The following is a 25,385-nucleotide window of genomic DNA, read 5'->3' on the forward strand; positions in this document are numbered from 1 at the left end:
CGGCCTTACCGCGGGTCCTGTCGGTGACTGTTCGCCTCGTCATGGCAGAGCCGGTTCGAGCCAGGTGCTGACATTGTCGAACAGTGCGGCGGTGAGGGTTTCGAGTAGTCGGTGGCCGGACTCGGATTCGGCGGCGGTCGGGTCGCCGAGGATGCCGGTCTCGGTGACGGCGTGCACGCCACCCGAACGCAGCAGGGGCATGATCTCTGGGAGTGGGCGTCGATCGCCGGGCACGGCGCGATCCATGTGCACGCGTTCGGGTTTCAGTGCCAGCATCAACGATGTCTCCTGATGGCCGGCGTGCGGATCGCCTGCCCAGTGCGGGCAGAACAGCTGTACGTCCCGCGATTCGGAGCGCAGCAGCCGGACCGCGCGGGTGAGCGGTTCGTTGTTGCCGCCGTGCGCGGAAACCAACAGGACCCGGTCGAACGTATCGAAGGCCGAGCGTCCCAATTCCACGATGAGCAGTTCCAGGGCTGTCTGCCCGATCGAGAGCGTGCCGGGGAATCCGGCGTGCTCGCCCGCCGAGCCGTAGGGGAGTGCCGGTGCGACCAGCACGTCGTCGCGGGCGGCGCGGAGTCTTTCGCACAGGGCCGAGGCGATATCGGTATCGGTCGACATCGGCAGGTGCGGGCCGTGCTGCTCGGTCGATCCGATCGGTATGGCCAGCACCGAAGTGGTCGCGCGCAGTCCTATTTCGGGCGAGGTCAGCTCGGCGAGCCGAGTCATCATCGGCCGATCGGCACGGCGGGCGGGGTGAAACCGGCGAGCGGGTTCTCATCACAGGCGCGATCCGGGATGACGTTCGCGGGCGGTCCCCAGCCGAGCTGCACCGGAACGCTCTTGCGGGTGCGGTGCGAGTGATCCAAGGACGGCTTCGGCCGATCAGGGATGGTTGGCATGGACAGCGCCGTAGCGCCGAAACCCTTGACGCACTCGGGATCCGGGCCGTCCAAGGGCAGTCCGGTGAAGAATTTCGCGGCCATACAACCACCCCGGCACGCGTCGAAGGCCGAGCACGAGGTGCAGGCGCCACCGGTCTGCGGCCCGCGCAGTTCGGTGAACAGATCCGAACTCTGCCAGACCTTTTGGAAGCCGCCGACGTCGAGAACGTTGCCCGCCAAGAAGTTCTCGTGAATGGCGAACGGGCAGGCGTACACATCGCCGACCGGATCGATCAGGCAGACCACCCGGCCCGCACCGCACAGATTCAGTCCCGGCAGCGCTTCGCCGTACCCGGCCAGATGGAAGAACGAGTCGCCGGTCAGCACCTGTTCACCGTGTGCGAGCAGCCAGTCGTAGAGTTCGCGCTGTTGTCCGGCGGTCGGATGCAGCTCGTCCCACACGTCGGCGCCGCGGCCCGAAGGGCGCAGCCGGGTGATCCGCAATTGGGCGTCGAATCGATCGGCGATCGCTTTGAAGGCATCCAGTTGGCTGATGTTCTGCCTGGTCATCACGACGGAAATCTTGAAATCGCGGAATCCGGCATCGGCCAGATTCTGCATGGCGCGCATTGCGGTGGCGTACGAACCGGCACCGCGCACCGCGTCATTGATCTCGGCGGTCGCGCCGTCGAGGGAGATCTGCACATCGACGTAGTCACTGCCCGCGAGGCGGCGCGCCACCTCGGGGGTGATCTTGATGCCATTGGTGGAGAACTTGACTCCGACGTGGTGGTCCGTGGCGTAGTCCACCAGCTCCCAGAAGTCGGGTCGCACCGTGGGTTCGCCGCCGCCGATATTGACGTAGAAGACCTGCATGCGTTCCAGCTCGTCGATGACGGCCTTGCACTGTGCGGTGCTCAGCTCGCGGGGATCGCGCCGCCCCGAACTCGACAGGCAGTGCACACATGACAGATTGCAGGCGTAGGTCAGTTCCCAGGTCAGGCAGATCGGGGCCGTGAGGCCGAATTGGAATTGATCGACGAGCGATCCGGTGGGGTCCGCAGCCAAGGTCATTGCTGTCGGCCTTTCATCATCGTGGGCAGATCATCGTCGAATCGGCAAGCACGGCAAGCGCATTGGCGTAGGTGCGCAGTTGCTGCTCCGATACCCCGGCGGCCAGGCAGGCCGCGCGGGCGCTGGGCTCGGTATCGAGGCGGTCAACGACCCGCAGCAGTGCGGGGCTCTTCAGGAACGACAGTCGCCGGGTGCCGAAGTGGTACAGGAGCGCGCCGAATTGCTCCGGCCGGATCGATACCTTCGGGTGCAATCCCCAGGGGGTGTCCAGGTCGAAGCCCGCAGCCTCAGTAGACACCGCACATGCCATCGATCGAAACCTCTTCTACCAGAACCTCTTCGGTGATGACGTCCGCGGCCGACTGTTCGAGGGAAGCGTGGGTGGATTCGTCGTTCATGCGAACTCCTTCGAGTGCCGTGCCAATTTCGTCACTGTGTGACAGATATCGTTTCGGACATTAACGGCACTGTGTGACAGAATCAAGACCCCGGCCGAAATTGAGGACATTTGTGACTCCCGACGAGCAAGACCGCGCACCCGCGCGCCGCGGCCGACCGCTGGGGACGAGTCCGCGCGCAGTGGAGTTGATCGCGATTCGCCTGTTCACCGAACAGGGCTTCGAGGAGACGACGGTGGAACAGATCGCCGCCGAGGCCGGAATCAGTCGCCGCACGTTCTTCCGCTACTTCGAGTCCAAATCGGCCGTGCTCTGGTATCAGTTCGACGGCGAAGTCGAGCGATTGCGGCTCGCGTTCAGCCAGGTAGCCGACGATGTCGAACTCATGGACGCGATCCGCCAGGTTGTGGTGGCCGCCAACGTGTATCTCGCGCAGGACGCGCCGGAACTGCGTGCCCGCATGAACCTGCTCGGCACCGCGCCCGGCGCCCAGGCCAGCGCCGGACCCCACTACGACGCGTGGGAGCGGGCCGTCAGCGAATTCGCCGGTCGCCGAATGGGTCAGCCCGCGGACGGGCTGTTTCCGCTGGCGATCGGGCGGGCCACCCTCGCCGTCTGCCGCGCCGCCTTCGATCGCTGGGTGATCAGCGCGGATAGTGACCTCACCGGGTATCTCGATCTCGCGCTGCGGGCCCTGAGCGCCGGGTTCGCTCCGGTCGGATCCGAGTCCGGCCCGCGGCGCTAATCATTGATTGCTGCCGCCGCGCTGACCCTGGTTCCAGCCGGTATCTTCATCCGAAGCGCGGTCACGCCCGTCATTCCGGACGGCGAGCGCACCACGGAGGGGCAGCTGTTCATGAGGTTCGGAAAACTACCCGCTCGGCCCGATGCTGTGCAGCTGAAGCTGTCGACGTACCTCGATTCCAGTGTGCTGCCGGATATTCCGGCCGAGTTCGGCCACGAGAAGACCATTGCCGACTACGGGGTGCTCGGCAATGACGCGGTCGGCGACTGCGTGCTGGCGGGTGCGGCCCACGAGACGATGGTCTGGGCCGGGGAGGCGGGCCGTGCGGTCCAATTCGACACCGCCGGAGTGGAATCCGACTATTCGGCAATCACCGGCTATGACCCGAAGCGGCCGGAGACCGATATCGGCACCGATGTACAGGCCGCCGCGTCCTACCGCCGCCGCGTCGGCGTCATCGACTCCGCCGGCCGGCGCCACCTGGTAGGCGCCTACGTAGCCCTCACCCCCGGCGACCCGGCCCAACTCGCCGCAGCCGCCTACATTTTCGGCGCGGCAGGCATGGGCTTCCAATTCCCCTCCTACGCCATGCAGGAATTCAGCGACCAGAAGCCCTGGGATGTTCAGCCCGGTACCCCCGAAATCGCTGGCGGACACTATGTCCCGGTGGTAGCCCGCCGAGGCGGCCTCTTCTCCGTCATCACCTGGGGCCGAGTCCAGGAAATGACCGCCGACTTCTACACCCGCTACTGCGACGAAGCCCTCGTCTACCTCTCCACCGAACTCCTCACCGCCGGCCGCAGCCCCGAAGGCTTCGACCTCGCCGCCCTCCAAGCCGACCTGAAAGCCCTCACCAGTTGACGGCAGATCTCCGCTACTCGGCGCGGCGGTGGTAGCGGGTGCGGGCGCGTTCATGGGCCGCGTGCAGGAGCTCCTTGATCGGCGTTTCGGTCTGCGGGCCGGGGTTCACCACCGCCAGCCAGGCAGCCCCGGCATAGGTGGGATGCGCCAGCACGGTGTCGACCTGGCTTGCGGCAGTGGTGAATTCGGCGGTCTCGCGGGGGCTGTGGCCTGTCCACTCGGTGAAGGCGTCCTTGCCGGCGCTGATGTTCAGGCGGAAGGCGCCGGGGCGATCCAGGCGTGACGCTTTGTCGTCCGGATAGTCCTTGGTCACGAGTGTCGCGAACGGCTGGGTGGTGGTGGGCACCTTGCCGTCGGGCGCGTAGTAGAAGAACACGTCGCCCCAGGCGATCTCGGGTGAGCCGTCACCAGGTCCCGGTTCGAGCGTCAGCACGCCATCCATGTCTGCGATGAGGGCGATGATTTCGTCGATAGTCATAAATTCAAGCGTGGCATTGAAGTGCTTGTGGAGACTTGGAGCTGATATGTCATGGTGGAGGTGTGCAGAGTCGCAACCCGGCCGACCTTCGCACCGCGGATGTCGCGCGGCTCGCAGGGTACTCCGTCCAGCAGATACGTAACCTCGAGCGCGACGGCGCGCTACCGCCCGCGACGCGCACCCCCACCGGATACCGCCGCTACGACCTATCCCACGTGCATTCGGCCCGCGCCTACCGATCCTTGGCAGCAGGCACCGGCCCGGTGGCCGCAAAGCAAATCATGCGCGCCGCGCACACCCAACCCCTCTCGACCCTGCTCGCCCTCCTGGACACCGCACATGCCGGACTCGACCGCGAACGCGGCGACCTCGAATCAGCCAAGGCGGCAGTGCATTACATCGCTGACGAGCCGATAGCCGATGTCCGCCAATCTGATTCGATGACAATCTCCGAACTCGCGACCGCGCTCGGCATACGTCCCTCGACCCTGCGGCACTGGGACGCCATGGGACTCGTCACTCCCAGCCGCGGAACCACCCGAGCCGCAAGGACTTACACGCCCGCCGATGTTCTCACCGCACGAATAGTGCACCAACTCCGCCTGGCCGGCTACGGCATCACACCGCTCCAAATCCTGATGCCCCAGCTCCGAGGCCCCCGCCGTCGGAGCGACGTCCTGACCGGTCTGGTGGCCCGCGACACGAACATCGAATCCCGATCGAGAGCTCTGTTCGAGGCCGCAGCCGAACTGCACGCCCTCCTCGCTCTGACCCAGCATCCACGGGGGTAATACGCCGCAGTCGCTACCGCATCGGATCAGATGGTCTGGACGGTTCTATCGGCCGCAGATTGTTCGATTGCGGCGAGGAGCCGGTGATGGCGCAGGGCGGTCTCGAAGCTGGGATGAGGTTGCCGGGCTTCGGTTATGGCCTGCGCGACCTCCCGGTAGAGGGCCGCAATGTTGGCCGGTGGGCCGGACCGGACGCTGGCGGGGACGCTCCGATAGCTGTCGGGCACGGGCACGGCTTCGTCGCCGATGCGGATGTCCCAGTCGCCCCAGTGGATGAATGTCCCGGGCTGGGCCGGGGTGGCGATCAATGTTGCGTCGCTGCCGACGAGCTCGAGGCGGAACCCGTACCGGGCGGGCCCATTTCCGCCGTGCACGGCGACAGAGGTGGTAGCGCCACCGGCCAGAAGTCCGTGCAGCAGTACGTGACTGGGCGTGGCGTTGGGCACGGTCTGCTCTGTACCGGCGATGAGCACGCGGTCATGTGTGCGTGGCAGCCGTGCCGAGACTTCGGTCAGTGGGCCCGCGACCCGTTCGAGCGCGGCCAGGAAGTGACCGGCCATGATCGTCAGGATATTGGATCCCTCCGAAGGGTCGAGGCCGAATACCAGGTCCGGCCATATTCGGTTCCCGCCGAAGGGTGCGCCCTCCGCGACCAGCGCGACCGATTCGAGCATGCCGATCCGGCCGTCGGCCAACAGGTTCGAGGCGAAGCGGGCGCTGGGGGAGTGGTGGCCCTGCAGGACGACGGCGTGAACGACGCCTGCGGCGGTGGCGGCCTCGGTCAACTCGTTCGCTTCGTCGGCATCAACACCCAGTGGCCACTCCGACACGACGTGTTTGCCGGCATCGAGCGCTGCCCGGATTGCGGCGGCATGCCCCGAGGCCTTCACCGAGACGACGACCAAGTCGACCTCGGGGTGCGCGATGAGTTCGGCTGCGCCCGAAAACGCGTGCCGTGCACCGTGGGCGGCGGCCGCCCGGTCCGCGCTGGCCTGGTTGGTGGTCGCGACCGCAGTCACCTCGAACTCTTCGAGCGCTGTGAGTGCGGGCAGGTGCGAAGTGTCTGCCCACCCGCTGGCCCCGACAACTCCGACTCGGATCATTCGCCACTCCTCTAGTTGTGTACCTTTCGGTATGAAACTAAACGGCAAGGTACGCGCCCGCAAGAGGTAATGTACCGATAGGTAAAAAACGCAGAGAGCGCATACGGGAGGACGGCATGCCAGGCGGACGCCCACGATCGTTCGACCCGGACACCGCACTCGACCGTGCGCTCGAGGTGTTCTGGCGACACGGCTACGAGGGCGCCTCGCTGGCGGACTTGACCGCTGCAATGGGCATCAACAAACCGAGCCTCTATGCCGCCTTCGGGAACAAGGAGGACCTGTTCGGCAAGGTTCTCACCCGCTACCTCGATGGCCCCGGTGCATACGCCACCGCCGCGTTGAACGAGCCCACCGTCCGTGCAGTGATCGAGCGCCTCGTCCACGGGGCTGTCGAACTGACCACGGCCGAGGACGCGCCCCGAGGTTGCCTGTGCGTCAAGACCGTTCAGGCCTGCGGACCCGACGCGCACACCGTACGTCGGGACGCCATCGCGGTACGCAAGGCCGGCGAGACAGCGCTACGCAGACGACTCGAGCAGGCCACCGACCTGCCGCCCAACCACACCCCCGCAGGCATGGCCGCCCTCGTCCACACGATCTCGGACGGCATCGCCGTCCAAGCCGCAGCCGGGCGCAGCCGCGCCGAGTTGCAACAGATCGGCAACTCGGCCCTGCGTACCCTCTTCGCTGACGCCATCAGGGACCTGAACCCCGAAGCCGCTGGTCGCTGACCTCAATCGATCCGGTGAGTTCCTAGGCCGTCGCGCAGTAGATCGAAGGCACGATTGGCGGCCCGGACCGCTTCCGGGTAGCGATCTGCGGCGGACTCGCCCTCGACCAGGCATGCGTGATTCATGAAGGCGAGTTCGCGCTGTATCACGATCACCTGGGCGGCGATGAGGCGCGCGGTGAGCGGATCGAAATCGTTCTCGCGCAACGCATCTGCCAGTGAGTCCACCCCGCGTGAGGTGTAGCGCTGCAGCCTCGCCGCCAGAGTTTCGGTGCCGCTGATCAATTGGAGGAAGGCCATGATCTCGGGATCGTCGTTCAGGCCGCTGTTCGGATCGCGTCGCCGCAATGCGTCCAGTTGCGCTTCCCGCAGTGTGTCCAGCGGCTGATCGGTCCGACGTGCCCGGACCGTCCGGGCCGCTTCCTCCTCATGGTCGGCGAACCGTTGCAGGACAAGGTCTTCCTTCGTCGGGAAGTACGCGAACAGGGTGCGCCGGGAGACCTCTGCCTCGCGCGCGATATCGGTGATGGAGACCTGGTCGAACCCTGATTCCAGGAACATGCGGATTGCCGTCGCCGCGATCGTCTCGCGCAGGCGCACCTTCTTGCGTTCCCGCAATCCCATCGGTTCGGTCATGCGATCACCCTATCGCATTAGTAGATCGAGTGTATTCTTGCATCGAGTCTACTTTTGGAGGACGACGTGCGGACCGAAGTGATCGTGGTCGGAGCCGGCCCGACCGGTTTGATGCTGGCCAATGAGCTCACCCTGGCCGGAGTACCGGTCGTAGTGCTGGAAAAGCAGCACACACGTAGTACGCAGTCCCGGGCGGGCGGGCTGCAGCCGCGCACCGCCGAAGTACTCGACCTGCGCGGATTATTGGATCCATTGCTCGACCGCGCGCTGCGCCGCGGCGAGTTCGGTGGCCATTTCGCCGGTGTCCCAGTCGAATTGGACTGCCGGACGTGGCAGACGCGCCATCCGTACCCGGTCGCCATTCCGCAGGCCCGGCTGGAGGCGTTTCTCGAACAGCGCCTCGTCGACCGAGGCGTGCCGGTGCTGCGCGGATACGAGGTGTCCGGGATCGAGCAGGACGCCGACGGCGTCACGATCGGGGACATTCGCGGCAGCTATCTCGTCGCGTGCGATGGCGGGCACAGCGCGGTGCGCAAGTTGCTGGGTGTCCCTTTCCCCGGCACCGCGGGCACAATGTCCTCGGTGGTCGCGGACCTCACCCTCGCGTCCCGATCCGATGCGGTCAGCAGGTCATCCGAGCATTTCAGTCGGTACATCAGACACGCTGCCGGGTTTCTCGGTATCTTGCACCCCATTGAGGGCGATCAGTACCGGCTGATATTCGGCAAGCTCGGCGGTGAAGGACCCGATCGCGAAGTACCTGTCACGGCCGAGGAGGTCGACGAGGCGCTGCGGGCGGTATACGGGCCTGAGACGAAGTTGGGCGAATTGCGCGAGGCATCCCGGTTCAGTGACGCCACGCGGCAGGTCGAGCGCTATCGCGAGGGGAGAGTGCTGTTCGCCGGCGATGCGGCGCATATCCACCTGCCGATCGGCGGCCAGGGCGTGAACCTCGGCATCCAGGACGCCGTCAATCTGGGCTGGAAACTTGCTGCGACAGTGCAGGATTGGGCGCCCGCGGGGTTGCTCGACAGCTATCACACCGAGCGCCACCCCGTTGCCGCGCGGGTACTGCGCACCACCCGCGCCCAGGGCGTGATCATGAACCCGAGCCAGGACGAGAACCTCGCCGCGGTCCGCGATATGTTCACCGACCTGCTCCGGCTCCCCGAGGCCAACCACTTCATCTCAGGCCTGATGTCGGGCCTCGACACCCAGTACCCCGGCCTCGGCCCGCGCATGATCGACCTCGACCTGACCACCCCGGACGGCCCGACTCGAGTGAGCCGGCTGCTGCACTCCGGCCGCGGCCTACTGCTTTCCTTGGACAACACGCCGAGGTCGATCGGCCGCTGGGCGGACCGGGTCGACCACGTGACAGCCAAGGCCGATACGGAAATCGACGCCGTGCTGATCCGGCCCGACGGCTACATCGCCTGGTCCGCCGCTGACGGGCAACCCCTCGAAACCGCTCTCACCCGATGGTTCGGGTGAGAGCCGCCTGGCCTGTTTACTGAGCGGCGGGGTGCAGGCCCGGGTTCTCCGGGTGGATCTGCTCGATCCGGTCGCGCGCGGTATACATAGACCAGTAGTGCTCGGCGAGATCGTCGGGATCCACGACAGGGAACCCCGATTCCGGTGTGGCCGAGGCCGATTCGGCGATCTCGCTGCGAGCGATGTAGGCGGCGATGGCCAGCGTGCCGGCATAGATGCCGGCCTCGGCCAGCTCACCGTGTAGCGAATACGCGTAGTTGCGCGCCGCCGCCATGACAGGGCCGAGTCCGCTGAGTTTGGGCAGTGGTTCCACGGCCGTGTAACCGTTGGTGAGCAGGAAGGCGCCGTCTCCGCGCTCGATCCATTCCGGCAGCACTGCGCGGACCACTTCGATCGGGGTCAGCAACAGCAGCGGAACCAGGCCCTCGATAGTCGTGGCGTCGAGTTCCGCAGCGGGAGTGAAGCTCTGGTCGACACCGATGGGACCGTACTCGACAACATCGATACGACCGAAGCGCTGACGGATCTCCGCGATCAGGGCGGGCACCTGCGTGGGTTCGGACAGGTCGGCAGAAAAAGCGACCGCCTCGATGCCCTCGGTGGCCAGTTGTTCCGCGAGCGCTTCGAGCCGGTCCTTGCGCCGCGCCACCAGGGCGACCCGAAAACCTTCTTTCCCGAACCGGCGTGCCACCGACGCCCCGAGTCCGGTGCCTGCTCCGAAGACCGCGATCACTTTCGACACGAGATTCTCCATTTCCTACTTTTTGTGCGGAGCCCCAGGATGGGCCATGATGAGAGTCCGTACAAAAGGCACATTCATGTCCGTGCCGGAGGGAAATGTGCGAAATGAAGGTCAAGCCCGAATCCGATACCGCAGCCGTCATCGGGCCGTGCGCCGGCCTTCCGCCGGAACGGATAGTTTCCATCCGCCAGGTTCTCGATCGCATCGGTGACAAGTGGAGCCTGCTGGTGATCGCCGTGCTGGAGGAAGGCCCACTGCGCTACACCGACCTGCACCGCGCGGTAACCGGTATCTCCCAACGCATGTTGACCCTCACCCTGCGCCAGCTCACCCAGGATGGGTTGGTAGCCAGAACCTCCTACCCGGAGGTGCCCCCTCGCGTGGAGTACACCCTCACTCCGCTGGGCCGCGGGCTACTCGAAATCGTTACGGCACTGATCGATTGGACCTCCGAGCACCACGACGAGATCCATCGGAATCGCACCCGCATGGGGGATCCGCTCAAGTGAGGGACTGGCTCGCGGTTCGCAGGTCTTGCAGGGCCGCCACAGCGTAAGGCGCCAAGTCGGCGTCGGGTTGGGCTTGCAGCCACTGGGCGTAGCCCTGTATGAATGCGAGGACGCCCAGCTCACCCGCGAGGTGTGCGGTCGAGTCCGGCACGCCGCGGGTGCGGAGGGCGTCGGTCATGGCTGCGGCCAGGCCGACGCTTTTGAGCGCATCGCGTGCTTGGAGCTCGCTGTTGGCGGCGATCGCGGCCTGTACGCGTGGAGCGAGTTCGCGGTTCATCGGGCCCATCGCGCTCGCGGCGCGTTCGAGGCCGGCCGCGACCGCTTCGAGCGGGGTAGCGCTCTCGGGCGCCTCTGCGATTCCCTCGGTCAGCAGCTGACACAGTGCCTGCTGCCCGGCCGCGAGGAGTTCGCGCTTATCGGTGAAGTGTCGGAAGAAGGTGCTTTTCGTGACTCCGGCGCGTTCGGCGATCTGCGTAACCGTCGTGGCGTCGTACCCGAGCTCGGTGAACAGGTCCACGGCAGCCAGGACGAGCCGTTCACGTGCACCAGGTTCCCATCGCGCCATCAGTCCACAATAGATGACGGGACCGTTGTCTCATCACTCTGCTATGGTGATGAGACAACGGTCCCATCACTTTCGAGGGAGAGACATGCACGTATTCATCACTGGCGGCGCCGGTTTAATCGGCTCGGCCGTCGTTGCCGAACTACTCGGCAACGGTCACACCGTCCTCGCGCTGGCCCGCACCGATAAATCCGCGGCTGCCCTCGAAACCGCTGGCGCCGAGCCGATTCGGGGTGACCTTGCCGATCTGCCCACGCTCCGCGCCGCTGCTGCCAAGGCCGACGGCGTGATCCATCTGGCCTTCGCCAACGACTTCAGCAGTCCTGCCGCTGTCACGGCGGCGGTCGCCGAGGAGGGCGCCGCGCTGGCGGCCCTGGGTGCGGAACTTGTCGGTAGCGACCGCCCGTTCCTCACGGTTTCGGGCACTCCGTCCGTTCCGGGCCGCGTGTCCACCGAGGCCGATCCGCTGCCCACCGACGGACTTGTCGGCGGTCGCAGCCGCTCGGTCATGTCGGTGCTGGACCTGGCCTCGCGCGGCGTCCGAAGCGCATCCATACGCCTGCCACGTACCGTGCACAATGACGGCGCAGGCGGATTCGCCGGTGTGCTGACCGGCACCGCGCGCCGCAATGGGGTGTCCGGCTATCCGGGCGACGGCGCGCAGCGCTGGCCGGCCGTGCACGCGCTCGACGCGGCTGTACTCTTCCGGCTGGTCCTGGAGAAGGCGCCGGCCGGCACCGCGTGGCACGCCGTGGCCGACGAGGGCGACGCCGTGCATGACATCGCCACGGTCATCGGCCGCAGGCTCGGACTTGCGGTGGAAGCCGTGCCGGAGCAGACATTCGGCCCCCTCGGCCCGATCTTCGCCACCGATCAACCCTCGTCGAGCGCCTACACCCGGCAGACACTCGGCTGGGAGCCCAGGCACCCGAGCCTGCTCGAAGACCTGGAGAACATCCAGCCCTGATCGCAGTGCTTGATGGCCGGGATCATCGGATAAGTGACGTTTATCGATCGGCCGGCTGCGGACGCGGGCATTGTCCGGCCGGCTATTACTACGCCCCTGACTATGAGTGACCCGCCCGTTGTCGGCGAGCAGCACGCAACTCCGGGTCGAGCCGCTCTCTCATCGCCTCGTCTGCCTGCGAGCCGGCCAGGAACGTAGCGTTGATCGCGGACAAGCGACGACCGCTGCGCTCGTCGTCGAAGACCGGCACGATCTCCTCCCCGGTGTCCTGATCGACCAGTACGACCTGGCCGCCTCCCGCCGCCGAATGCTTTGTGCCCCATGCGTATAGCGCGACCATGACTACGGCCAGATCCCGGCCCCGCGCGGTGGGCACGTACTCGAAACGCTTCGGGGCCGTCGAGTACTGCTCACGGGACACCAGACCCGTCTCGACCAGGCTGTGCAATCGCCGGGTCAGCATGGTCGGGGCGATGCCCAGGTTTCGTTGCAGCTCGTCGAATCGGGTGAACCCGTCCAGCACGTCGCGCATGATCACCAACGTCCACCAATCCCCGACCAACTCCAGCGCGCCCGCGATCGGGCAGCCCATCGGTTCGAAACTGGTGCGTCGCATTGGAAACCCTTCTCTACCGACCGGTGAATGACCACGTCACTTGCATAATAGTAGTCGTACTGGCCGGTAGGCAACCGAGTCCATTGCATAATAGTAGTCACTCCTCGTAGGGTCTGGTCCACTATCCGGAATCACGACGACGAGGTGTTTCATGGCCACATCCACGACCCGTTCACACCCCCGGACCCTGGTGCTGGGCGCCACCGGCAGACACGGCCGCACCGGAGCTCGACTCGTCGAGCGACTGCTCGCCCACGGCCACCTGGTCCGGGTGCTGGCCCGCTCCGACGGTCCCGGTGCCGAGGATCTGCGGCGACGCGGGGTCGAGGTGGTGATCGGCGATCTGCTCGATCGGCGATCCCTGCCGGGGGCGGTCGAGGACGTGGACGCGGTCTATTTCGCCTACCCGATCGCGCCGGGCGTCGTGCCCGCCGCCGCGAATCTGGCGTCGGTCCTCCGCGAGGTCACACCGTCGCCGCGACTGGTCGTGATGTCGATGGCCGTGTCGCGCGCCGACAGCCCCAGCGGTTTGGGACGGGCGCAATGGACGGCCGAAGAGATATTCACCTGGGCCGGTCTCGAGCCGACAGTGCTGCGGGTGGCCGGGTTGTTCTACGAGAACATCCTGGTCCTGCATGCCCCGGCCATCCGCGCCACCCGCGCTTTCGCCAACAGCTTCGGCGCGGCCCGCACACCCTGGATCAGCGGATTTGACGCCGCAGACCTCGCCGCCGCAACGCTCATCCACCCCGATAGACACGCCGGTGGCACCATCACCGACCCGCCCGCGGCCGAACTGCTCACCCACACCGACATCGCCGCAATCATCAGTGCCGAGATCGGCCACGACATCAGCTACACCCCCATCTCCCAGCGGCAATGGCACGACGAACTCGCCAACTCGCCGGAATCGGTGATCAACCCCGATATGGCACAACACATTTCAACCATCGGCACCATGCTCGCCACCTCGACCACACCCCCGCCCGTCGCCCCCGACGCACACGCCCTCGCCGAACTGATCGGCCACCCGCCGACACCCTTCACCGACTTCGTCCACCAACACCGAAGCGAGTTCCAACCCCACTGACCCACCAGTTGCCGGGTGATCGTCATCGCCATCGGCGACAAGGGTAGAAAACGAAAAACTCCCTGGCAGTTGAACTGTCAGGGAGTTTCGATTGTGCGCCATCAGGGACTTGAACCCCGAACCCGCTGATTAAGAGATACCGGCAGATCGCTTGTGGCTGAGCAGAACTCAGGTCGCGATGAGTATTCGACGCCGTTCCGTGGCGTCGATGTCGTCGCCGTTGTCGTCAACCGTGTCGTCCATCCGCGACCCTGCCATGCTCGGGACTTCTTTTCTCCTGCTTCCTCATACAGGCCATCCTCTGCGGAGGGAGGACGTGTCAAGGATGCCGTAGGCACCGCGTAGCGGACACCGGCAGGTGGTCCTTGACTCGTCCTCCTGGAGCGAGACAATCAGGCCGCTGAGGAGGCGGGGAGTTGCTTCCGCACCACGGGCTTTCGGCAACCGGCTCTCCGGTACGGGCGGGAAGGTGCCCGTACCGGAGAGCCAGCGTTCCCGGCGGATCGAGGGAGCCGGGAGCCTGCGGCCTGGAGTCGACGCCGTTGGCGACTCGCTGTCCGGCATCGTTGCCGGTGGCCGAGAAGGGGGCCGAAGCCCCCGGGTGCTCAGTACCGCATCGCTTCCAGGGTCCGGCGACAGTCCCAGTAGGCATCGAGGCACTTGCGGCACACCACGTCCTTCTCATCGCCGGGGACGTAGATGGGGAGGGTGTCGGTCGCCGGGTTGGGACAGTTCGGAGTCGTGCACTGGACGGTGGAGGTGGTGGCGGTCATGGTGGGTTCCTTCCCTGGGGTGCTCGATCTGGGCATAGCCCGGACCGCGCTGAGAGGGCACGGAAAAGGGTGGGCGAATGCCCATCACGCAGTGACGCGAAGCGCCCTTTGGAGCGCTCTCTCAGGGTGGTATGCCTTCGGCAGATCGATCGCCCCAGGGAAGTCCGTGACCGCTGCTACCGCATCGGGTGGGTGACCGCGAACTGCCTCGATCCGGCGACCGACACCCGGAAGCGACCTCGGCGATGAGAACGACGTGGTGCGGTGAAGCCGGTCATGGCCATCTCACGCGCCCAGCAATGCATGATCCTGGTGAAGGTGAGCCGGAGGAATCAACCGGTTACTGCTGGTGCCCGCCGACGCGCCGGCCGCCGGAGGGAGCCTGCGAGTGTAGGTGAGCCGTTAGCGTGGCGGCGGGCGTCAGCCCGCCGCTCTTGAACCTCTATAGGCAAATTCGGCAGTGACTCACAGAGCGTCCAGACGCGCATTTTTGGTGAGCACGGCGGTGCCCAACGATGGGGAACGAGTCTGGCTGATGGCACGTAGCATGACTACTTGTGGACGCTGCCATTGCGGATTTGCTCGCCCCGCTGACGGACTCGCGCCGAGCGCACACGATCGAGGTCGGGCGCAAGGTTGAACAAGTCGCTGGCTTGGTGCCTGCGAGCCTGCGAGAAGAAGCGATCATCGCAGCTCAGCTACATGATGTCGGGTACGGCCACCCGGTGACCGGATTCCATCCGATTGACGGAGCGCGACTGCTGAAGGCTCGCGGGTACTCGCCGGTGGTCTGCCACCTGGTCGCCTTCCATTCAGCCGCCATCGTGGAGGCTGAAGTCCGCAAGATCGACCTGAGCGCTTTCAATGAGTTCTTCATCGATGATGTGCCAGGCATCGACGTGGCGGGTGACTTCGTGTGGTGGGCGGACATGACTACAGGACCGACCGGCGAGACACTCACAGTGGATGAGCGACTGGCCGATATCAGGGTTCGCTATTCAGAGGGCAGCATCGTCCGTACTGCGATCGACCTGTCCGAGCCACTGCTTCGAGGGGCAGTTCAGCGGGCCTCTGGGTCAATGTAGGGCTCGCTCTTGGTGAGCGCCCAATCGATCCGCTTCCGCTGGCTCGGGTCCATGGTCAGAGCTGGAATCCGCTCTACCGGAACCCATTCCACGCGGGTGCTCTCACTGCTCGTTGTAGGCTCGCCGCCGGTCGGTTCAGCCCGGTAGATGACGGTGAACTCCTGCCGCACCTCGTCGTTGCTGGTGTAGTGGATGACGTGGGTGGGATCTGTGAAGATGCCGACGATTCCGGTGAGCCGGACGTCAACACCGGTCTCTTCCTGCGTTTCACGAACGGCTGTTCGACTGAGCGATTCACCGGGATCGTGCGCGCCGCCTGGCATAGACCAGTTGTCATTGTCAGAGCGGCAGATTAGGAGAACTTCGTCACCCCGGCGCACGAAAGCGCCTGCACTCGGTCGGACGCTGTTCGCGGCGGGTGCGTTCGGGTCCTGGTGGTAATCGATACGTCGGCCCATAAGGCTCAGAGTACTGCCGGTTTGGCCGTAGCCCAGGTGGCTTCGAACGAAGACAGGTAGTACCCAAAGAGCTTTCCGCCGGGTACACGCTGGAGGTGCTGAACGGGCGACTTCGCAGCGTACATGCCGTAGGCGTGAGTGTTGACCAGCAGCGAGTCATCGAACCGATAGATGCTGTTGTACAGCGGCGTGTGATGGGTGCGGATACTCACGTGCGGTAAATCGGTTGTCTCCCAAAGGTATTCGAGAGTCGAATGGCATCGCTGTGGCAGCGAAGGCAAGCCTTCCTCACGTGCTCGCGCGCGTACAGCTTCAGAGTTTGCGTCTCCGAGGAGAATTCGAACCTCAGTGCCTTCGCCCGCCTTGGCGCGCACAAGGTTCACGAAGTCGAGAGCCTCGACCAGGAACCCGCCAGCGTATACAAGAACTTCAATCTGGCTGACTGTTTGCTGCATGAGTGAGCGCCAGAGTTCATGTGGCACTTCGGAACGTGTGGGCCAGATCTGAACGAGCTCGGACTGTGAAGCGGTTAGTGCGCGGCTACCGGCCAGAAGTTCGGGCCACAGGTATGTCTCGTCTTGGCTAAGTGTTCGGGACACCTTGAGCCGCATGGCCGGATGAGGACAGCGGCTTTCGATTATCCATCGTTCAACAGTCTTGGTGTTAACCGAAAGGGCTTCGGCAAGGCCGGTTTTCGTGAGGTTGGCGGCGGCAATGGCACCTCGAAGACGTTCGTTCGCCATCACCCAATTGTAGACCTAAAAGTGTCTTGAAATGTCTGAATCGGTGGGTTAATCCGTCCCTATCCGTCGCCGCATCCTTAGTGAGTATTACATCACCGATTGCCTAGGAATCACGAAAGTGACTGTGGCATAAAGGAGTTCAAGAGATGGGTATCAAGTCGAAGCATCGTTTTGCGCTTCCGTTCGAGGCGGCGTTCGAGAAGGGCGCGTTGCTGGTCGGAGAGGTCGAGCCGGTCTTCACCTACGACAGTCGGCGTCGGGCGTACACCACCGAACAGGAGCGCGATGAGCTGACGGGCCAGCTGAAGTGGAAGGCCCGGCTGATGGACCTGGATCTGGACGTCAAGGGCAAGCAGTCGGGCCTTGACCTGATCTTCTTGGCGGATGTGCGGCCGGTGCCGGTCACGCAGGAGATCACGCCGAATGTGCGGCCGATCCAGCTGGAGGGCGTGACCGTAGAGGTACGTGCCAGCGTGCAAGGAGATTTCGCCACCATGACCTTCGCCTACTGGGCGACCGGGATCAAGGGCGATACCTCGGGTTCGAAGCTGCCGCCGATGGATGTGCCTGCCTCGCGTCCGGTTCGTTCGGATAAGTCCGCTGCTGATGCGAAGGCGGTGGCGTGATGTCGTCGTCGGTGAGTATCCCGAATGTCGGTGGAGAGTTGCGTGCGATCAAGTACGAGGCGGCGCACGTCTTCCACTACGGGGCGAATGACAAGTATTCGGCGGACATCCCGGCGTGCGTGTCGTTCCGGCTGGGTGATGCCCGTGTGGCGTTGACGGTCTCGGATGCCCGAGATCTGCTGGAGGCGCTGCCGAGCGTGCTGGCTCAAGACGATTACGCCGAGTACGTCACCTTCGATTCGAAGGCGGTGGCGTGATGAGCGTGAAGGTCTACGCCGACAGTCGTGATGAGCGCCTGCGGGGTGTCCGCTATGTGGCGGCTCATCGGTACTACTACGGCACGTCCAAGCGGTCCGGGATCGAGGTTCCGGCGGCGGTGTCGGTCGATTTCAGTTCCGGCTCACTGGTTCTGGAGATCGAGGACGCGCACGTGCTGATGGAGTCGATCGCGGTGGCTCTGGTCGAACACGCTGTGACGCTGAAGGATTCGGTCACCGGCGCGAAGGCGGTGGCGTGATGAGCGACCACGTCTGGATGCAGGTGTCTTCCAGCTGCCATCAGGGCCTCGATGATCAGCGGATCGAGATCTACTACAGCGACGCTGTCGACATGGTCCTGATCGTGGCCGGGACCGGGGAGATGTACATCCCGGTGTCGATGGCTGCGGCCATGGTCGGGAACTTCGTGAATGCGGTGGAAGCTGCGTTGCGTGCGCAAGTGTCCGCTCCGGCTGAGGGGCAGGTGGCGTGATGCATCTGCAGGATGTTGCCGAGTGGTCGGTTCTGGCGCTCGCCCTGGTGACTCTCCTCGGCCTGCTGGGCATCGGGGCGGGCAAGGTTCTCGTGCTCATGGAGAAGGTCTATCTGCACGAGTACTGGATCAGTCAGCTCTGGGATGCGCTTCTGGCGCAGGAACAGGCCGATGAATTCTGGCTGCTGCGCGACCGGATGGACATCATCGCGTACGGCCTGGATCGGCTCAATGATCAGATCACCTTTCCCGGTCTCGGCGTAGTTGCCTCCGATGAGTCCGGGGAGGTGGCGTGATGAGCTTGAAGAGCTATCACACCTGGGTGGCGGTCCTGACCGGTGTCGCGATGGTGTGGATAGTGCCGGCCGCTTTCCTGCTGGCGTTCGGGCATCACTCGGACCCGGTGCAGGTGACTCCGGTGGCCTCGCTGGCCTCGACCTCGACCGGGACGCCGTGCTTGATGTTCTGCGATCCGGAACCGGTGACCTCGCCGTCCGGTACGGCCCCGTCGTCACCGAGCAGCGCACCGGGTTGCACGTTCCTGTGCAATGAGCCGCCGTTGCCGACACCGGGTGAGCTGTGCCGTCTGTTCTGTGAACTGGGATCGGGGCGGTAGCAATGGGATTCATGGTTGGGGCACTCCTGGTGAGTGCCCTCGCCGCGACGGTGGCCCTGGCCTGCTTGCGCGGGCCTCGGTCGCAATCGCTGGCGCAGATCATCGCCGCCGCTCCGATCGAATTGCGGTGCGCGGTACGGAATCTCGCGGACAACGGCGTGCGGAATCGGATGCTGGTCACGCTGAATCTGGCTGCGGTCGATCGCGGGTTCCCCCGGCTGGAGTGGTGGGACTACACGAACCAAGGCTTGGAAGCGGAATTGACGCTGGTGGGTGGTCAGTCCACGAAGGACTGGACCGACAAGGAGACCCTCGATGCGATGGCGCACTCCCTGAAGGCACCCAAGGTGACCGCGTTTTCCCCTGAGCCTTCCCGAATCCGCTTGGAGGTGAGGACATCTGATGTCCTCGCTGCACCGGCAACGTTGCCGGTAGCGGTCCCCGATGACGTGGACCTCCGAGCGGTACGGATCGGTATCACCGAAGCGGGCTCGCCGTGGCTGCTGGCGATTCTGTGGACGCATCTGCTGATCGTCGGCGCTACCGGCTCGGGCAAGGGCGGTGTGCTGTGGGCGATCCTGCATGGTCTCGGCCCGGCCATCCGTTCCGGGCTGGTGGACGTGTGGTGCGTGGACCCGAAAGGCGGTGTGGAATTCGGTCCGGGCAAGGAACTGTTCGTCCGCTTCGCCTACAAGACCGCTGAGGATGTGCTCGCGCTGCTGACCGAGGCGGTCGCGGTGATGCGGGAACGGCAAGCGGCCCTGTTCGCCGCCGGTATCCGTAAGCATGTGCCGACCGTGGCCGAACCGTTGATCGTGATCATCATCGATGAGGCGGCCAGCTTGACCGCGTACGCCTCCCGCAAGATCCGGGAGGAGTTTGAGGAACTACACGGGCTACTGCTGAGTCAGGGCCGCGCGCTGGGTATCTCGCTGATCGGGTGTGTGCAGGATCCGTCCAAGGACACCATGCCGCAACGGCAGCTCTACCCGCTGCGGATCGGGTTGCGCTTGGACGAACCGAGTCAGATGAACATGGTCTTCGGTGCGGGTGCTCGCGATCGTGGAGCACGCTGCGACGAAATCCCCGATACCACACCCGGTGTCGCGTTCGTGGAGCAGGACGGCTCGACCTCGATCACCCGGGCACGCGCGTTCCTGGTCACCGATGACGACGTCCAGGACATCGTGGGGCGCTATGCGCCTGTTCCCTCACCTATCGCAATCAACCCTCACACAACCGATTCTGGACAGGAGGTGGCGGCATGAACGGCAAGGTGCAGCTGCGGCTCGCGGGCGAACTCGGCGATATCACGATAGTTCTGGCAGAGCTGTTGGCGTCCAAGCAATTCCGGATTCTGGTGGATGAGCGGCCGTATCCGGATCGGCGGGGGTTCGGGGTGCGTGTGTACGTAGACCTCGCTCTGCCGACCACGCAGGAGGGCAAGTCATGACCGCCCGAACGAGGCCAGCAGATGAGCCGAAATCCCATGCTTCACCGGTGAATCCGGTCGTGAAAGCAGCGGCCGAGCAGGTGGCGGCGGGCAAGGCGCGGCGGCGGGGCAAGGACCTGCGCGGTGACGGCTCCGATCAGCTGGAGCTGGACCTGTTCGCGCCGGAACCGAAGACGACGCGTCGGAGGCGGAAATGACGACGGGCGGTCTCACCGGAGATGCTCTCTCCGGTGAGACCGCCCTCGTCTCCTCGGTGCGGGAGACGGCGGCGGGTCGGCGTGCACTGCCGGATGTGTACGACATCGCTGAATCGGTCGCGGAGAAGTTCGGGGTGTGCAAGCACCCGATCCCGATGCGCACATTTGACCCCGACACGGGTGAGTCGAAATATGTTGGGGCAGCATGTAAATCGACCAGGGAATCGGACTGCCCGAGTTGCGCGGCGAAGGCGAAAGCGTTGCGGTTCACGCAGTGCAGCGAGGGCTGGCACATGCTCACCGAACCCGCCGACGACACCCGCGATCCCACCGAGCAACAGATGGGTCTGCTGACCTATCGGGCGGATCTGGCGGAGGAATACAAGAAAGCACGCGCGGACGGGGATGAGGAACTCGCGGAAGCGTTCCGCGGCTTGGTTCACGAACTCGATGCCGCGTTGCGTGAGTCCGGGATGCGGGGACGGATGCCGGGATTGGATGCGGTGGCCAAGCCCAAGCGGTCCCGCTCGACCAAGCGGCGCCAGGACGTGCCGGACCTGCCACGCAAGAAGATTGACAAGGCCACCCTCGGGCGCAAGTTCGCCGACAAGCACCAGCCCTCGATGTTCGTGACCTTCACGATGGACTCCTACGGCCGGTGCCATCGCGACGGCGCGAAGGACAAGAACGGCAAGGTGTGTGGAGATGGTTCTCCGGTGGACCCGGAGACCTACGACTACCGCCGTGCCGCGCGGGACGCGATGTTCTTCCCCCGGCTCTTCGACCGGACCATGCAGAACTGGCGGCGGGCAGCGGGGCGGGATGTGCAGTACTTCGCCGCCGTGGAACCCCAAAGACGGGCGGCTCCACACGCGCACATCGCCATTCGCGGTACCGACCCGCATGCCCTGATCGAGCAGATCAAGGCGGGGACCTATCACAGCGTGTGGTGGCCGCACTTCGATCACGAGCTGTACACCGACGACCGGATGCCGGTGTGGGATCACGCCGCCGGCACTTTCGTGGACCCGGATAAGCGGGACCCCGAAACCGGTGAACCGTGTCGGCTGCCCGGCTTCGATGACGTGATGGCGCTGATGGATGAGGTGGACGATCTCGAACCCGCGCACGTCGTTCGCTGGGGTGTGCAGATCGACCGCCAGGACATCGGCGACACCGACCCGGACGGTGAGGTCGGCCCGGTCCGTCCCGGCAAAGCCAAAGGTGTTGTCGCGAAAGACGCGAACCGGCTGATCGGGTATCTGACCAAGTACCTGACCAAGTCCATCGCCGAAGTCCTCGAGGCTCCGAACGAGCGGACCCGCCGCCACTACGAACGACTGCACGCGGAGCTCCAACGCACCCCGTGTTCGGAGAAGTGCGCGGTGTGGCTGCGGTACGGCATCGTCCCCCGGGGTGCCAAGGCGGCGACCAAGCCCGGACGCTGCAAGAGCAACGCGCATCGCCGCGACACCCTGGGTTTGCGGGGTCGTCGGGTGCTGGTCTCGCGCCGCTGGAGCAACAAGACACTGCCGGATCACAAGGCCGATCGGGTCGAATTCGTTCGGCAAGTCCTCACGGCGGTCGGTATCGCCAAGGCCGAGCGGTCCAAGGACTGGGTGGTGCGCCTCGTCGAACCGGGTGACCCGGACGTTCCTCCGCGCGGGCAGCTGATCCTCTCTGCCATCGCGCAGCGCTCGGTGTGGCAGAACGAATACCTGGAAGCCAAGGCAGCGATGGCGGAACCGCCAGGGTCACAACATGTTTCGTCAAACACTACGGCAGCACAGGAAGGGTAGGGGGATGGTCATGGGCAAGTTCATGACGGTTCAGGAAGCGGCGGAGGAACTGAAGGTCAGTCGGTGGATGATCTACCAACTGATCTGGGCCAGTGAGGTGCAGTCGGTGACCCTGGGGCGGTGTCGGCGAATCGTTCGGCAATCCTTCGACGCCTACGTTTCCGGGCTGATCGATGGGGCGGCGTGATGCCCAAGAGAGAGCGTAAGCAACGCAATCCGAATGGGTCGGGCACGATCGGCCCGCGCAAGGACGGCCGTTTCGAGCTGAAGCTGTTCGTGGATGCCCCGGACGGGCGGCGCAAGCGGATCAGCGTCTACGGGGTGACCTGGGACGAGGCCGATGCCGAACGTACCCGGTTGAAGGAGCTGCAGCGCAAGGGAATGCCGGTGGACGTGACTACCGTGACGGTCGGGCAGTACCTCAAGCATTGGCTCGAAGATGTTGCGCAACAACAGGTTCGGCCGACGACGTACCGTTCCTATGAACAGCTGGTGCGTCTCTACCTGGTGCCGGGGCTGGGCAGGAAGAAGCTGCGGGTGTTGCAGGCGCAGCAGGTCCGCACCTGGCTGAGCGGGCTCGCGTCGCAATGCCAATGCTGTGTGCAGGGCAAGGATGCCAGGCGCACGCTCGACCCCGATGACCCGAGCGCGGTCGACGTGAGTAAGGCGCGTTGTTGTGCGCGGATCCCAAAGGACTGCTGCGAGCAGTGCCCGAGTGCCGGCACCCGGCGGGCATTGCTGCGGGTCCTGCGGGCGGCACTCCAGCACGCGGTGAATGAGGAGGAGCTGGTCAGCAGGAATGTGGCCCGGCAGGTGCGGATGCCCGCACGGGACGAACGGCGTCCGCGCGAATGGACCGCGCAGGAGGCGGCCCTGTTCTTGACCGAGGCGCGCAAGGATCGGTTGCATGCGTTGTGGGTGGTCGCGCTGTCGCTGGGTCTGCGCCGTGGGGAAGCGCTCGGTCTGCGGTGGGTCGATGTCGATTTCGTCCGTGGTCGGCTCGATATCGCGCAGGCGCTGCACCGCGTCGGCGGTGAAACCATTTTCCTGCGGCCCAAGACGGACTCGTCGGAGAGCTGGGTGCCGCTGACGCCGGAGATGGTTCGGCTGCTTCGGCAACGCCGCGATGATCAGCGCGCGAACACGATCGAGGCCAAGGCGAACCGGGGCGGGCTGGTGTTCACCACCAAGAACGGCACGCCGCTGTCTCCGCGGAACATCAATCGGGCCTTCGAGCGGTTGTGTCGGCGGGCGGGTGTCCGGCGGATTCGCCTGCACGATCTGCGGCACTCGTGCGCGACGCTGCTGTTCACTCAGGGGGTGGATGCCGCGACGGTGCAACGGATTCTGCGGCACAGCTCGATCACGGTGACCACGAGTACCTACATGAAGGTGATCGAGGAGGTACGCCGCGATGCGCTCGGCGGGATGGACGCCTTGGTGAAGGGTGGGGATGACGAAATCGCCTGAAAAGGTGGCGCATTGTCGTCAGAAGAGTCGTCAAAGGCCCGTACCGACCGAATGAATTCGGCTGATACGGGCCTTTGACCTGCTGTGCGCCATCAGGGACTTGAACCCCGAACCCGCTGATTAAGAGTCAGCTGCTCTGCCAATTGAGCTAATGGCGCATGCCTGTGCATTGGGGTCTCTGCCTTGCGGCTTCGGCCTCTCTGCGGTGCGGAAGAAACATTAACAGGCTCGGCGCGGAAAAGTGAAATCGTCCCCTTGAGCTGCGTGTTTGTGGACTTCGAAGATCTCTGGGGGGAGTGTTAACGAATCGGGGGGCGGTGGGGATGAAACGGTCGAGCCCTGCGGGGGCCGGGCGGCGCTGGCGCGTGGCCGCTCCCGGCGGGCATGGTGGTCGAGCAGGCGTGGTCGGGGCCGAATGCGCTCGGAGACGACTACGTACCGAGACGTGAAGTGGGGTTGTAATGAGCTTTGGTCAGGGCCGGCGCCGTTCGAGGCAGTGGCGGGGATCGGCCGCACTCTTGTCGGTGCTCGCGCTTGCGTTGGTGGCGTGCACTTCCGGGAACTCTTCGAAGGATTCGGGTTCGGTCGTTATCGATTCCAACCCGGTCAGTGAGCTGGTGAAACCGAAGCTGGTGTCGCCGGTGAAGGACGGCGACCGCGGGATTTCGCCCGGTGATCCGCTGGTGCTGAAGGTCGAGGACGGCAAGCTCACGAATGTTGCGCTGACCAATCCGGACGGGAAGACGGTGGCGGGGGAGTTGTCGCCGGACGGCCTGACCTGGACGTCGACCGAGCAGTTGGGCTTTGCGCGCACGTACAAGCTGGCGGTGGAAGCCATCGGCCTCGGCGGTGCGACCAAGTCGACTATGAGCTTCAGCACGATTTCGCCGAAAAATCGCACGCACCCGTATCTGCTGCCCGCCGAGAACGAGGTGGTGGGCATCGGCCAGCCGGTCGCGGTGCAGTTCGACGAGAACATTCCGGACCGCGCGGCCGCGCAGAACGCGATCAAAATCACCACCACGCCCGCGGTGGAGGGCGCCTTCTATTGGGTGAACAATCGCGAAGTGCGTTGGCGGCCGGAGCATTTCTGGGCTCCGGGCACCCGGGTCGATATCAATGTGAACGTGTACGGCCGGGATCTGGGCAACGGCCTGGTCGGCGATTCCGACATCACTTCGAACTTCACCGTCGGCGATGCGACGGTCTTCACCGCGGACGACAACACCAAAATGGTGACGGTGGAGAAGAACGGCGAGGTGGTCAAGACCATGCCGACCTCGATGGGTAAGAACAGCGCCCCCACCGACAATGGCATCTATATCGTCGGCGACAAGTTCGACAAGATCATCATGGATTCCTCCACCTACGGCGTCCCGGTGGGCTCACCCAATGGCTACAAGACCCCGGTCGACTGGGCGACCCGGATCTCCTACTCCGGCATCTTCTTCCATTCGGCGCCCTGGTCGGTCGGGCAGCAGGGCTACAGCAATACCAGCCACGGCTGCCTGAACCTGAGCCCGGAGAACGCGCACTGGGTGTACCAGAACGCCAAGCGCGGCGACATCACCATCGTCAAGAACACCGTCGGCGGCACCCTGTCCGGCGTGGACGGATTGGGCGACTGGAATGTGCCGTGGCCGCAGTGGAAGGCCGGCAACGCCGACGACAACCGCTGAGGCAGACAACAAGGAAGGGGCGCCGGCGAAAGCCGGCGCCCCTTCCTCGT

The 25,385-nt window shown here is 65.0% G+C and carries 35 protein-coding genes and 1 tRNA gene; 22 read left to right on the plus strand and 14 right to left on the minus strand.

The annotated features are described in order from the left end of the window. Positions 1 to 39: 39 nt before the first annotated feature. From mftE to mftA, 4 genes are read right to left on the minus strand one after another with little or no spacing between them, the layout of a single operon-like run. Entirely contained in the window at positions 40 to 732 is a 693-nt protein-coding gene (mftE, locus tag JWN03_RS07305) for a mycofactocin biosynthesis peptidyl-dipeptidase MftE (protein WP_297611601.1), read from the minus strand. Further along, positions 729 to 1,958 carry a mycofactocin radical SAM maturase gene (gene mftC, locus JWN03_RS07310; RefSeq protein ID WP_297611603.1) on the minus strand — a complete coding sequence of 410 codons (1,230 nt, stop codon included), beginning with the start codon at positions 1,956 to 1,958 and terminating at the stop codon, positions 729 to 731. Before mftC ends, mftE begins: the two co-directional genes overlap by 4 nt. Before the next feature lie 16 nt (positions 1,959 to 1,974). Then, positions 1,975 to 2,268 (minus strand): mycofactocin biosynthesis chaperone MftB, encoded by a 294-nt coding sequence (mftB, locus tag JWN03_RS07315; protein ID WP_366914372.1) that lies wholly within the window; start codon positions 2,266 to 2,268, stop codon positions 1,975 to 1,977. Continuing rightward, entirely contained in the window at positions 2,246 to 2,356 is a 111-nt protein-coding gene (gene mftA / locus JWN03_RS07320; protein WP_297611609.1) for a mycofactocin precursor MftA, read from the minus strand. The genes mftB and mftA overlap by 23 nt, the downstream gene beginning before the upstream one ends. 112 nt (positions 2,357 to 2,468) lie before the next feature. Here mftA and mftR point away from each other — a divergent pair, with 112 nt between their 5' ends. Further along, a complete protein-coding gene (gene mftR, locus JWN03_RS07325) occupies positions 2,469 to 3,101 on the plus strand; it encodes a mycofactocin system transcriptional regulator (RefSeq protein ID WP_297611612.1) in 633 nt (210 codons plus the stop codon). Between the two features lie 3 nt (positions 3,102 to 3,104). After that, entirely contained in the window at positions 3,105 to 3,962 is an 858-nt protein-coding gene (locus JWN03_RS07330) for a hypothetical protein (protein WP_297611615.1), read from the plus strand. Between the two features lie 13 nt (positions 3,963 to 3,975). Here JWN03_RS07330 and JWN03_RS07335 read toward each other — a convergent pair whose 3' ends face one another. Continuing rightward, on the minus strand, positions 3,976 to 4,440 hold the full coding sequence (locus JWN03_RS07335; protein WP_297611618.1) for a DUF6194 family protein: 465 nt from the start codon (positions 4,438 to 4,440) through the stop codon (positions 3,976 to 3,978). 62 nt (positions 4,441 to 4,502) lie between these two features. Between JWN03_RS07335 and JWN03_RS07340 the strand changes: the two genes are divergently transcribed. After that, positions 4,503 to 5,231, plus strand: a complete 729-nt coding sequence (locus JWN03_RS07340; RefSeq protein WP_297611620.1) for a MerR family transcriptional regulator — start codon at positions 4,503 to 4,505, stop codon at positions 5,229 to 5,231. A gap of 26 nt (positions 5,232 to 5,257) precedes the next feature. Here the strand turns inward: JWN03_RS07340 and JWN03_RS07345 are convergent, their stop codons facing one another. After that, on the minus strand, positions 5,258 to 6,334 hold the full coding sequence (locus tag JWN03_RS07345) for a Gfo/Idh/MocA family protein (protein WP_297611622.1): 1,077 nt from the start codon (positions 6,332 to 6,334) through the stop codon (positions 5,258 to 5,260). 116 nt (positions 6,335 to 6,450) lie between these two features. Here JWN03_RS07345 and JWN03_RS07350 point away from each other — a divergent pair, with 116 nt between their 5' ends. Continuing rightward, positions 6,451 to 7,068 (plus strand): TetR/AcrR family transcriptional regulator, encoded by a 618-nt coding sequence (locus JWN03_RS07350; protein ID WP_297611625.1) that lies wholly within the window; start codon positions 6,451 to 6,453, stop codon positions 7,066 to 7,068. A 2-nt stretch (positions 7,069 to 7,070) separates the two neighbouring features. Here the strand turns inward: JWN03_RS07350 and JWN03_RS07355 are convergent, their stop codons facing one another. Then, the gene (locus JWN03_RS07355) at positions 7,071 to 7,703 is read right to left on the minus strand and encodes a TetR family transcriptional regulator (protein ID WP_297611627.1); all 633 of its coding nucleotides are present in this window, start codon (positions 7,701 to 7,703) and stop codon (positions 7,071 to 7,073) included. Positions 7,704 to 7,769: 66 nt separating this feature from the next. Between JWN03_RS07355 and JWN03_RS07360 the strand changes: the two genes are divergently transcribed. After that, complete coding sequence (locus JWN03_RS07360; RefSeq protein ID WP_297611630.1) at positions 7,770 to 9,197, plus strand: FAD-dependent monooxygenase; 1,428 nt, start codon at positions 7,770 to 7,772, stop codon at positions 9,195 to 9,197. A 16-nt stretch (positions 9,198 to 9,213) separates the two neighbouring features. Here JWN03_RS07360 and JWN03_RS07365 read toward each other — a convergent pair whose 3' ends face one another. Next, complete coding sequence (locus JWN03_RS07365) at positions 9,214 to 9,939, minus strand: SDR family NAD(P)-dependent oxidoreductase (protein ID WP_297611633.1); 726 nt, start codon at positions 9,937 to 9,939, stop codon at positions 9,214 to 9,216. A gap of 104 nt (positions 9,940 to 10,043) precedes the next feature. Between JWN03_RS07365 and JWN03_RS07370 the strand changes: the two genes are divergently transcribed. Continuing rightward, positions 10,044 to 10,448, plus strand: coding sequence for a winged helix-turn-helix transcriptional regulator (locus tag JWN03_RS07370; RefSeq protein ID WP_297611635.1), 405 nt, complete (start codon positions 10,044 to 10,046; stop codon positions 10,446 to 10,448). Here the strand turns inward: JWN03_RS07370 and JWN03_RS07375 are convergent. Beyond that, positions 10,441 to 11,013, minus strand: a complete 573-nt coding sequence (locus JWN03_RS07375) for a TetR/AcrR family transcriptional regulator (protein WP_297611638.1) — start codon at positions 11,011 to 11,013, stop codon at positions 10,441 to 10,443. The two genes, JWN03_RS07370 and JWN03_RS07375, sit on opposite strands and share 8 nt — an antisense overlap. An 85-nt stretch (positions 11,014 to 11,098) precedes the next feature. Here JWN03_RS07375 and JWN03_RS07380 point away from each other — a divergent pair, with 85 nt between their 5' ends. After that, a complete protein-coding gene (locus JWN03_RS07380; RefSeq protein ID WP_297611641.1) occupies positions 11,099 to 11,980 on the plus strand; it encodes an SDR family oxidoreductase in 882 nt (293 codons plus the stop codon). A gap of 100 nt (positions 11,981 to 12,080) precedes the next feature. On the opposite strand, the gene JWN03_RS07385 is transcribed toward JWN03_RS07380, so the two are convergent. Beyond that, positions 12,081 to 12,596 (minus strand): winged helix-turn-helix transcriptional regulator, encoded by a 516-nt coding sequence (locus tag JWN03_RS07385; RefSeq protein WP_297611644.1) that lies wholly within the window; start codon positions 12,594 to 12,596, stop codon positions 12,081 to 12,083. Positions 12,597 to 12,747: 151 nt separating this feature from the next. Between JWN03_RS07385 and JWN03_RS07390 the strand changes: the two genes are divergently transcribed. Continuing rightward, entirely contained in the window at positions 12,748 to 13,686 is a 939-nt protein-coding gene (locus JWN03_RS07390; protein WP_297611647.1) for an NmrA family NAD(P)-binding protein, read from the plus strand. Positions 13,687 to 14,291: 605 nt separating this feature from the next. On the opposite strand, the gene JWN03_RS07395 is transcribed toward JWN03_RS07390, so the two are convergent. Next, positions 14,292 to 14,459 carry a hypothetical protein gene (locus tag JWN03_RS07395; protein WP_297611650.1) on the minus strand — a complete coding sequence of 56 codons (168 nt, stop codon included), beginning with the start codon at positions 14,457 to 14,459 and terminating at the stop codon, positions 14,292 to 14,294. 557 nt (positions 14,460 to 15,016) lie between these two features. On the opposite strand from JWN03_RS07395, the gene JWN03_RS07400 reads away from it, so the two are divergent. Further along, a complete protein-coding gene (locus JWN03_RS07400) occupies positions 15,017 to 15,544 on the plus strand; it encodes an HD domain-containing protein (protein ID WP_297611652.1) in 528 nt (175 codons plus the stop codon). On the opposite strand, the gene JWN03_RS07405 is transcribed toward JWN03_RS07400, so the two are convergent. Both JWN03_RS07405 and JWN03_RS07410 read right to left on the minus strand, forming a co-directional pair. Beyond that, positions 15,520 to 16,002 carry an NUDIX hydrolase gene (locus JWN03_RS07405; protein ID WP_297611655.1) on the minus strand — a complete coding sequence of 161 codons (483 nt, stop codon included), beginning with the start codon at positions 16,000 to 16,002 and terminating at the stop codon, positions 15,520 to 15,522. The two genes, JWN03_RS07400 and JWN03_RS07405, sit on opposite strands and share 25 nt — an antisense overlap. A 5-nt stretch (positions 16,003 to 16,007) precedes the next feature. Further along, positions 16,008 to 16,745, minus strand: a complete 738-nt coding sequence (locus JWN03_RS07410) for an XRE family transcriptional regulator (protein WP_297611657.1) — start codon at positions 16,743 to 16,745, stop codon at positions 16,008 to 16,010. A gap of 146 nt (positions 16,746 to 16,891) precedes the next feature. Here JWN03_RS07410 and JWN03_RS07415 point away from each other — a divergent pair, with 146 nt between their 5' ends. The 12 genes from JWN03_RS07415 to JWN03_RS07470 are packed head-to-tail and all read left to right on the plus strand — an operon-like array spanning position 16,892 to position 23,656. Continuing rightward, a complete protein-coding gene (locus JWN03_RS07415) occupies positions 16,892 to 17,371 on the plus strand; it encodes a hypothetical protein (RefSeq protein ID WP_297611659.1) in 480 nt (159 codons plus the stop codon). Further along, positions 17,368 to 17,628, plus strand: a complete 261-nt coding sequence (locus JWN03_RS07420; RefSeq protein WP_297611661.1) for a hypothetical protein — start codon at positions 17,368 to 17,370, stop codon at positions 17,626 to 17,628. Before JWN03_RS07415 ends, JWN03_RS07420 begins: the two co-directional genes overlap by 4 nt. Next, entirely contained in the window at positions 17,628 to 17,888 is a 261-nt protein-coding gene (locus JWN03_RS07425; protein ID WP_297611663.1) for a hypothetical protein, read from the plus strand. Before JWN03_RS07420 ends, JWN03_RS07425 begins: the two co-directional genes overlap by 1 nt. Beyond that, the gene (locus tag JWN03_RS07430; RefSeq protein ID WP_297611665.1) at positions 17,888 to 18,121 is read left to right on the plus strand and encodes a hypothetical protein; all 234 of its coding nucleotides are present in this window, start codon (positions 17,888 to 17,890) and stop codon (positions 18,119 to 18,121) included. The genes JWN03_RS07425 and JWN03_RS07430 overlap by 1 nt, the downstream gene beginning before the upstream one ends. Next, positions 18,121 to 18,417 carry a hypothetical protein gene (locus JWN03_RS07435; protein WP_297611666.1) on the plus strand — a complete coding sequence of 99 codons (297 nt, stop codon included), beginning with the start codon at positions 18,121 to 18,123 and terminating at the stop codon, positions 18,415 to 18,417. The genes JWN03_RS07430 and JWN03_RS07435 overlap by 1 nt, the downstream gene beginning before the upstream one ends. Next, positions 18,417 to 18,737, plus strand: a complete 321-nt coding sequence (locus JWN03_RS07440; RefSeq protein ID WP_297611668.1) for a hypothetical protein — start codon at positions 18,417 to 18,419, stop codon at positions 18,735 to 18,737. The genes JWN03_RS07435 and JWN03_RS07440 overlap by 1 nt, the downstream gene beginning before the upstream one ends. A gap of 11 nt (positions 18,738 to 18,748) precedes the next feature. Next, positions 18,749 to 20,005 (plus strand): FtsK/SpoIIIE domain-containing protein, encoded by a 1,257-nt coding sequence (locus JWN03_RS07445; RefSeq protein WP_297611670.1) that lies wholly within the window; start codon positions 18,749 to 18,751, stop codon positions 20,003 to 20,005. Next, on the plus strand, positions 20,002 to 20,190 hold the full coding sequence (locus JWN03_RS07450) for a hypothetical protein (RefSeq protein ID WP_297611672.1): 189 nt from the start codon (positions 20,002 to 20,004) through the stop codon (positions 20,188 to 20,190). Before JWN03_RS07445 ends, JWN03_RS07450 begins: the two co-directional genes overlap by 4 nt. Then, positions 20,187 to 20,387, plus strand: coding sequence for a hypothetical protein (locus JWN03_RS07455; RefSeq protein ID WP_297611673.1), 201 nt, complete (start codon positions 20,187 to 20,189; stop codon positions 20,385 to 20,387). The genes JWN03_RS07450 and JWN03_RS07455 overlap by 4 nt, the downstream gene beginning before the upstream one ends. Further along, entirely contained in the window at positions 20,384 to 22,186 is a 1,803-nt protein-coding gene (locus tag JWN03_RS07460) for a replication initiator (RefSeq protein WP_297611675.1), read from the plus strand. Before JWN03_RS07455 ends, JWN03_RS07460 begins: the two co-directional genes overlap by 4 nt. A 10-nt stretch (positions 22,187 to 22,196) precedes the next feature. After that, positions 22,197 to 22,373 carry an excisionase family DNA-binding protein gene (locus JWN03_RS07465; RefSeq protein WP_297611677.1) on the plus strand — a complete coding sequence of 59 codons (177 nt, stop codon included), beginning with the start codon at positions 22,197 to 22,199 and terminating at the stop codon, positions 22,371 to 22,373. Further along, positions 22,373 to 23,656: a tyrosine-type recombinase/integrase gene (locus tag JWN03_RS07470; RefSeq protein ID WP_297611680.1), complete on the plus strand. Its 1,284-nt coding sequence runs from the start codon at positions 22,373 to 22,375 to the stop codon at positions 23,654 to 23,656. The genes JWN03_RS07465 and JWN03_RS07470 overlap by 1 nt, the downstream gene beginning before the upstream one ends. Positions 23,657 to 23,741: 85 nt before the next feature. Here JWN03_RS07470 and JWN03_RS07475 read toward each other — a convergent pair. After that, positions 23,742 to 23,814, minus strand: a tRNA-Lys gene (locus tag JWN03_RS07475). Between the two features lie 303 nt (positions 23,815 to 24,117). Between JWN03_RS07475 and JWN03_RS07480 the strand changes: the two genes are divergently transcribed. Beyond that, complete coding sequence (locus JWN03_RS07480; RefSeq protein ID WP_297611682.1) at positions 24,118 to 25,335, plus strand: L,D-transpeptidase; 1,218 nt, start codon at positions 24,118 to 24,120, stop codon at positions 25,333 to 25,335. Positions 25,336 to 25,385: the final 50 nt, after the last annotated feature.

The sequence above is a fragment of the Nocardia sp. genome (assembly GCF_025465275.1).
Classification (GTDB): domain Bacteria; phylum Actinomycetota; class Actinomycetes; order Mycobacteriales; family Mycobacteriaceae; genus Nocardia.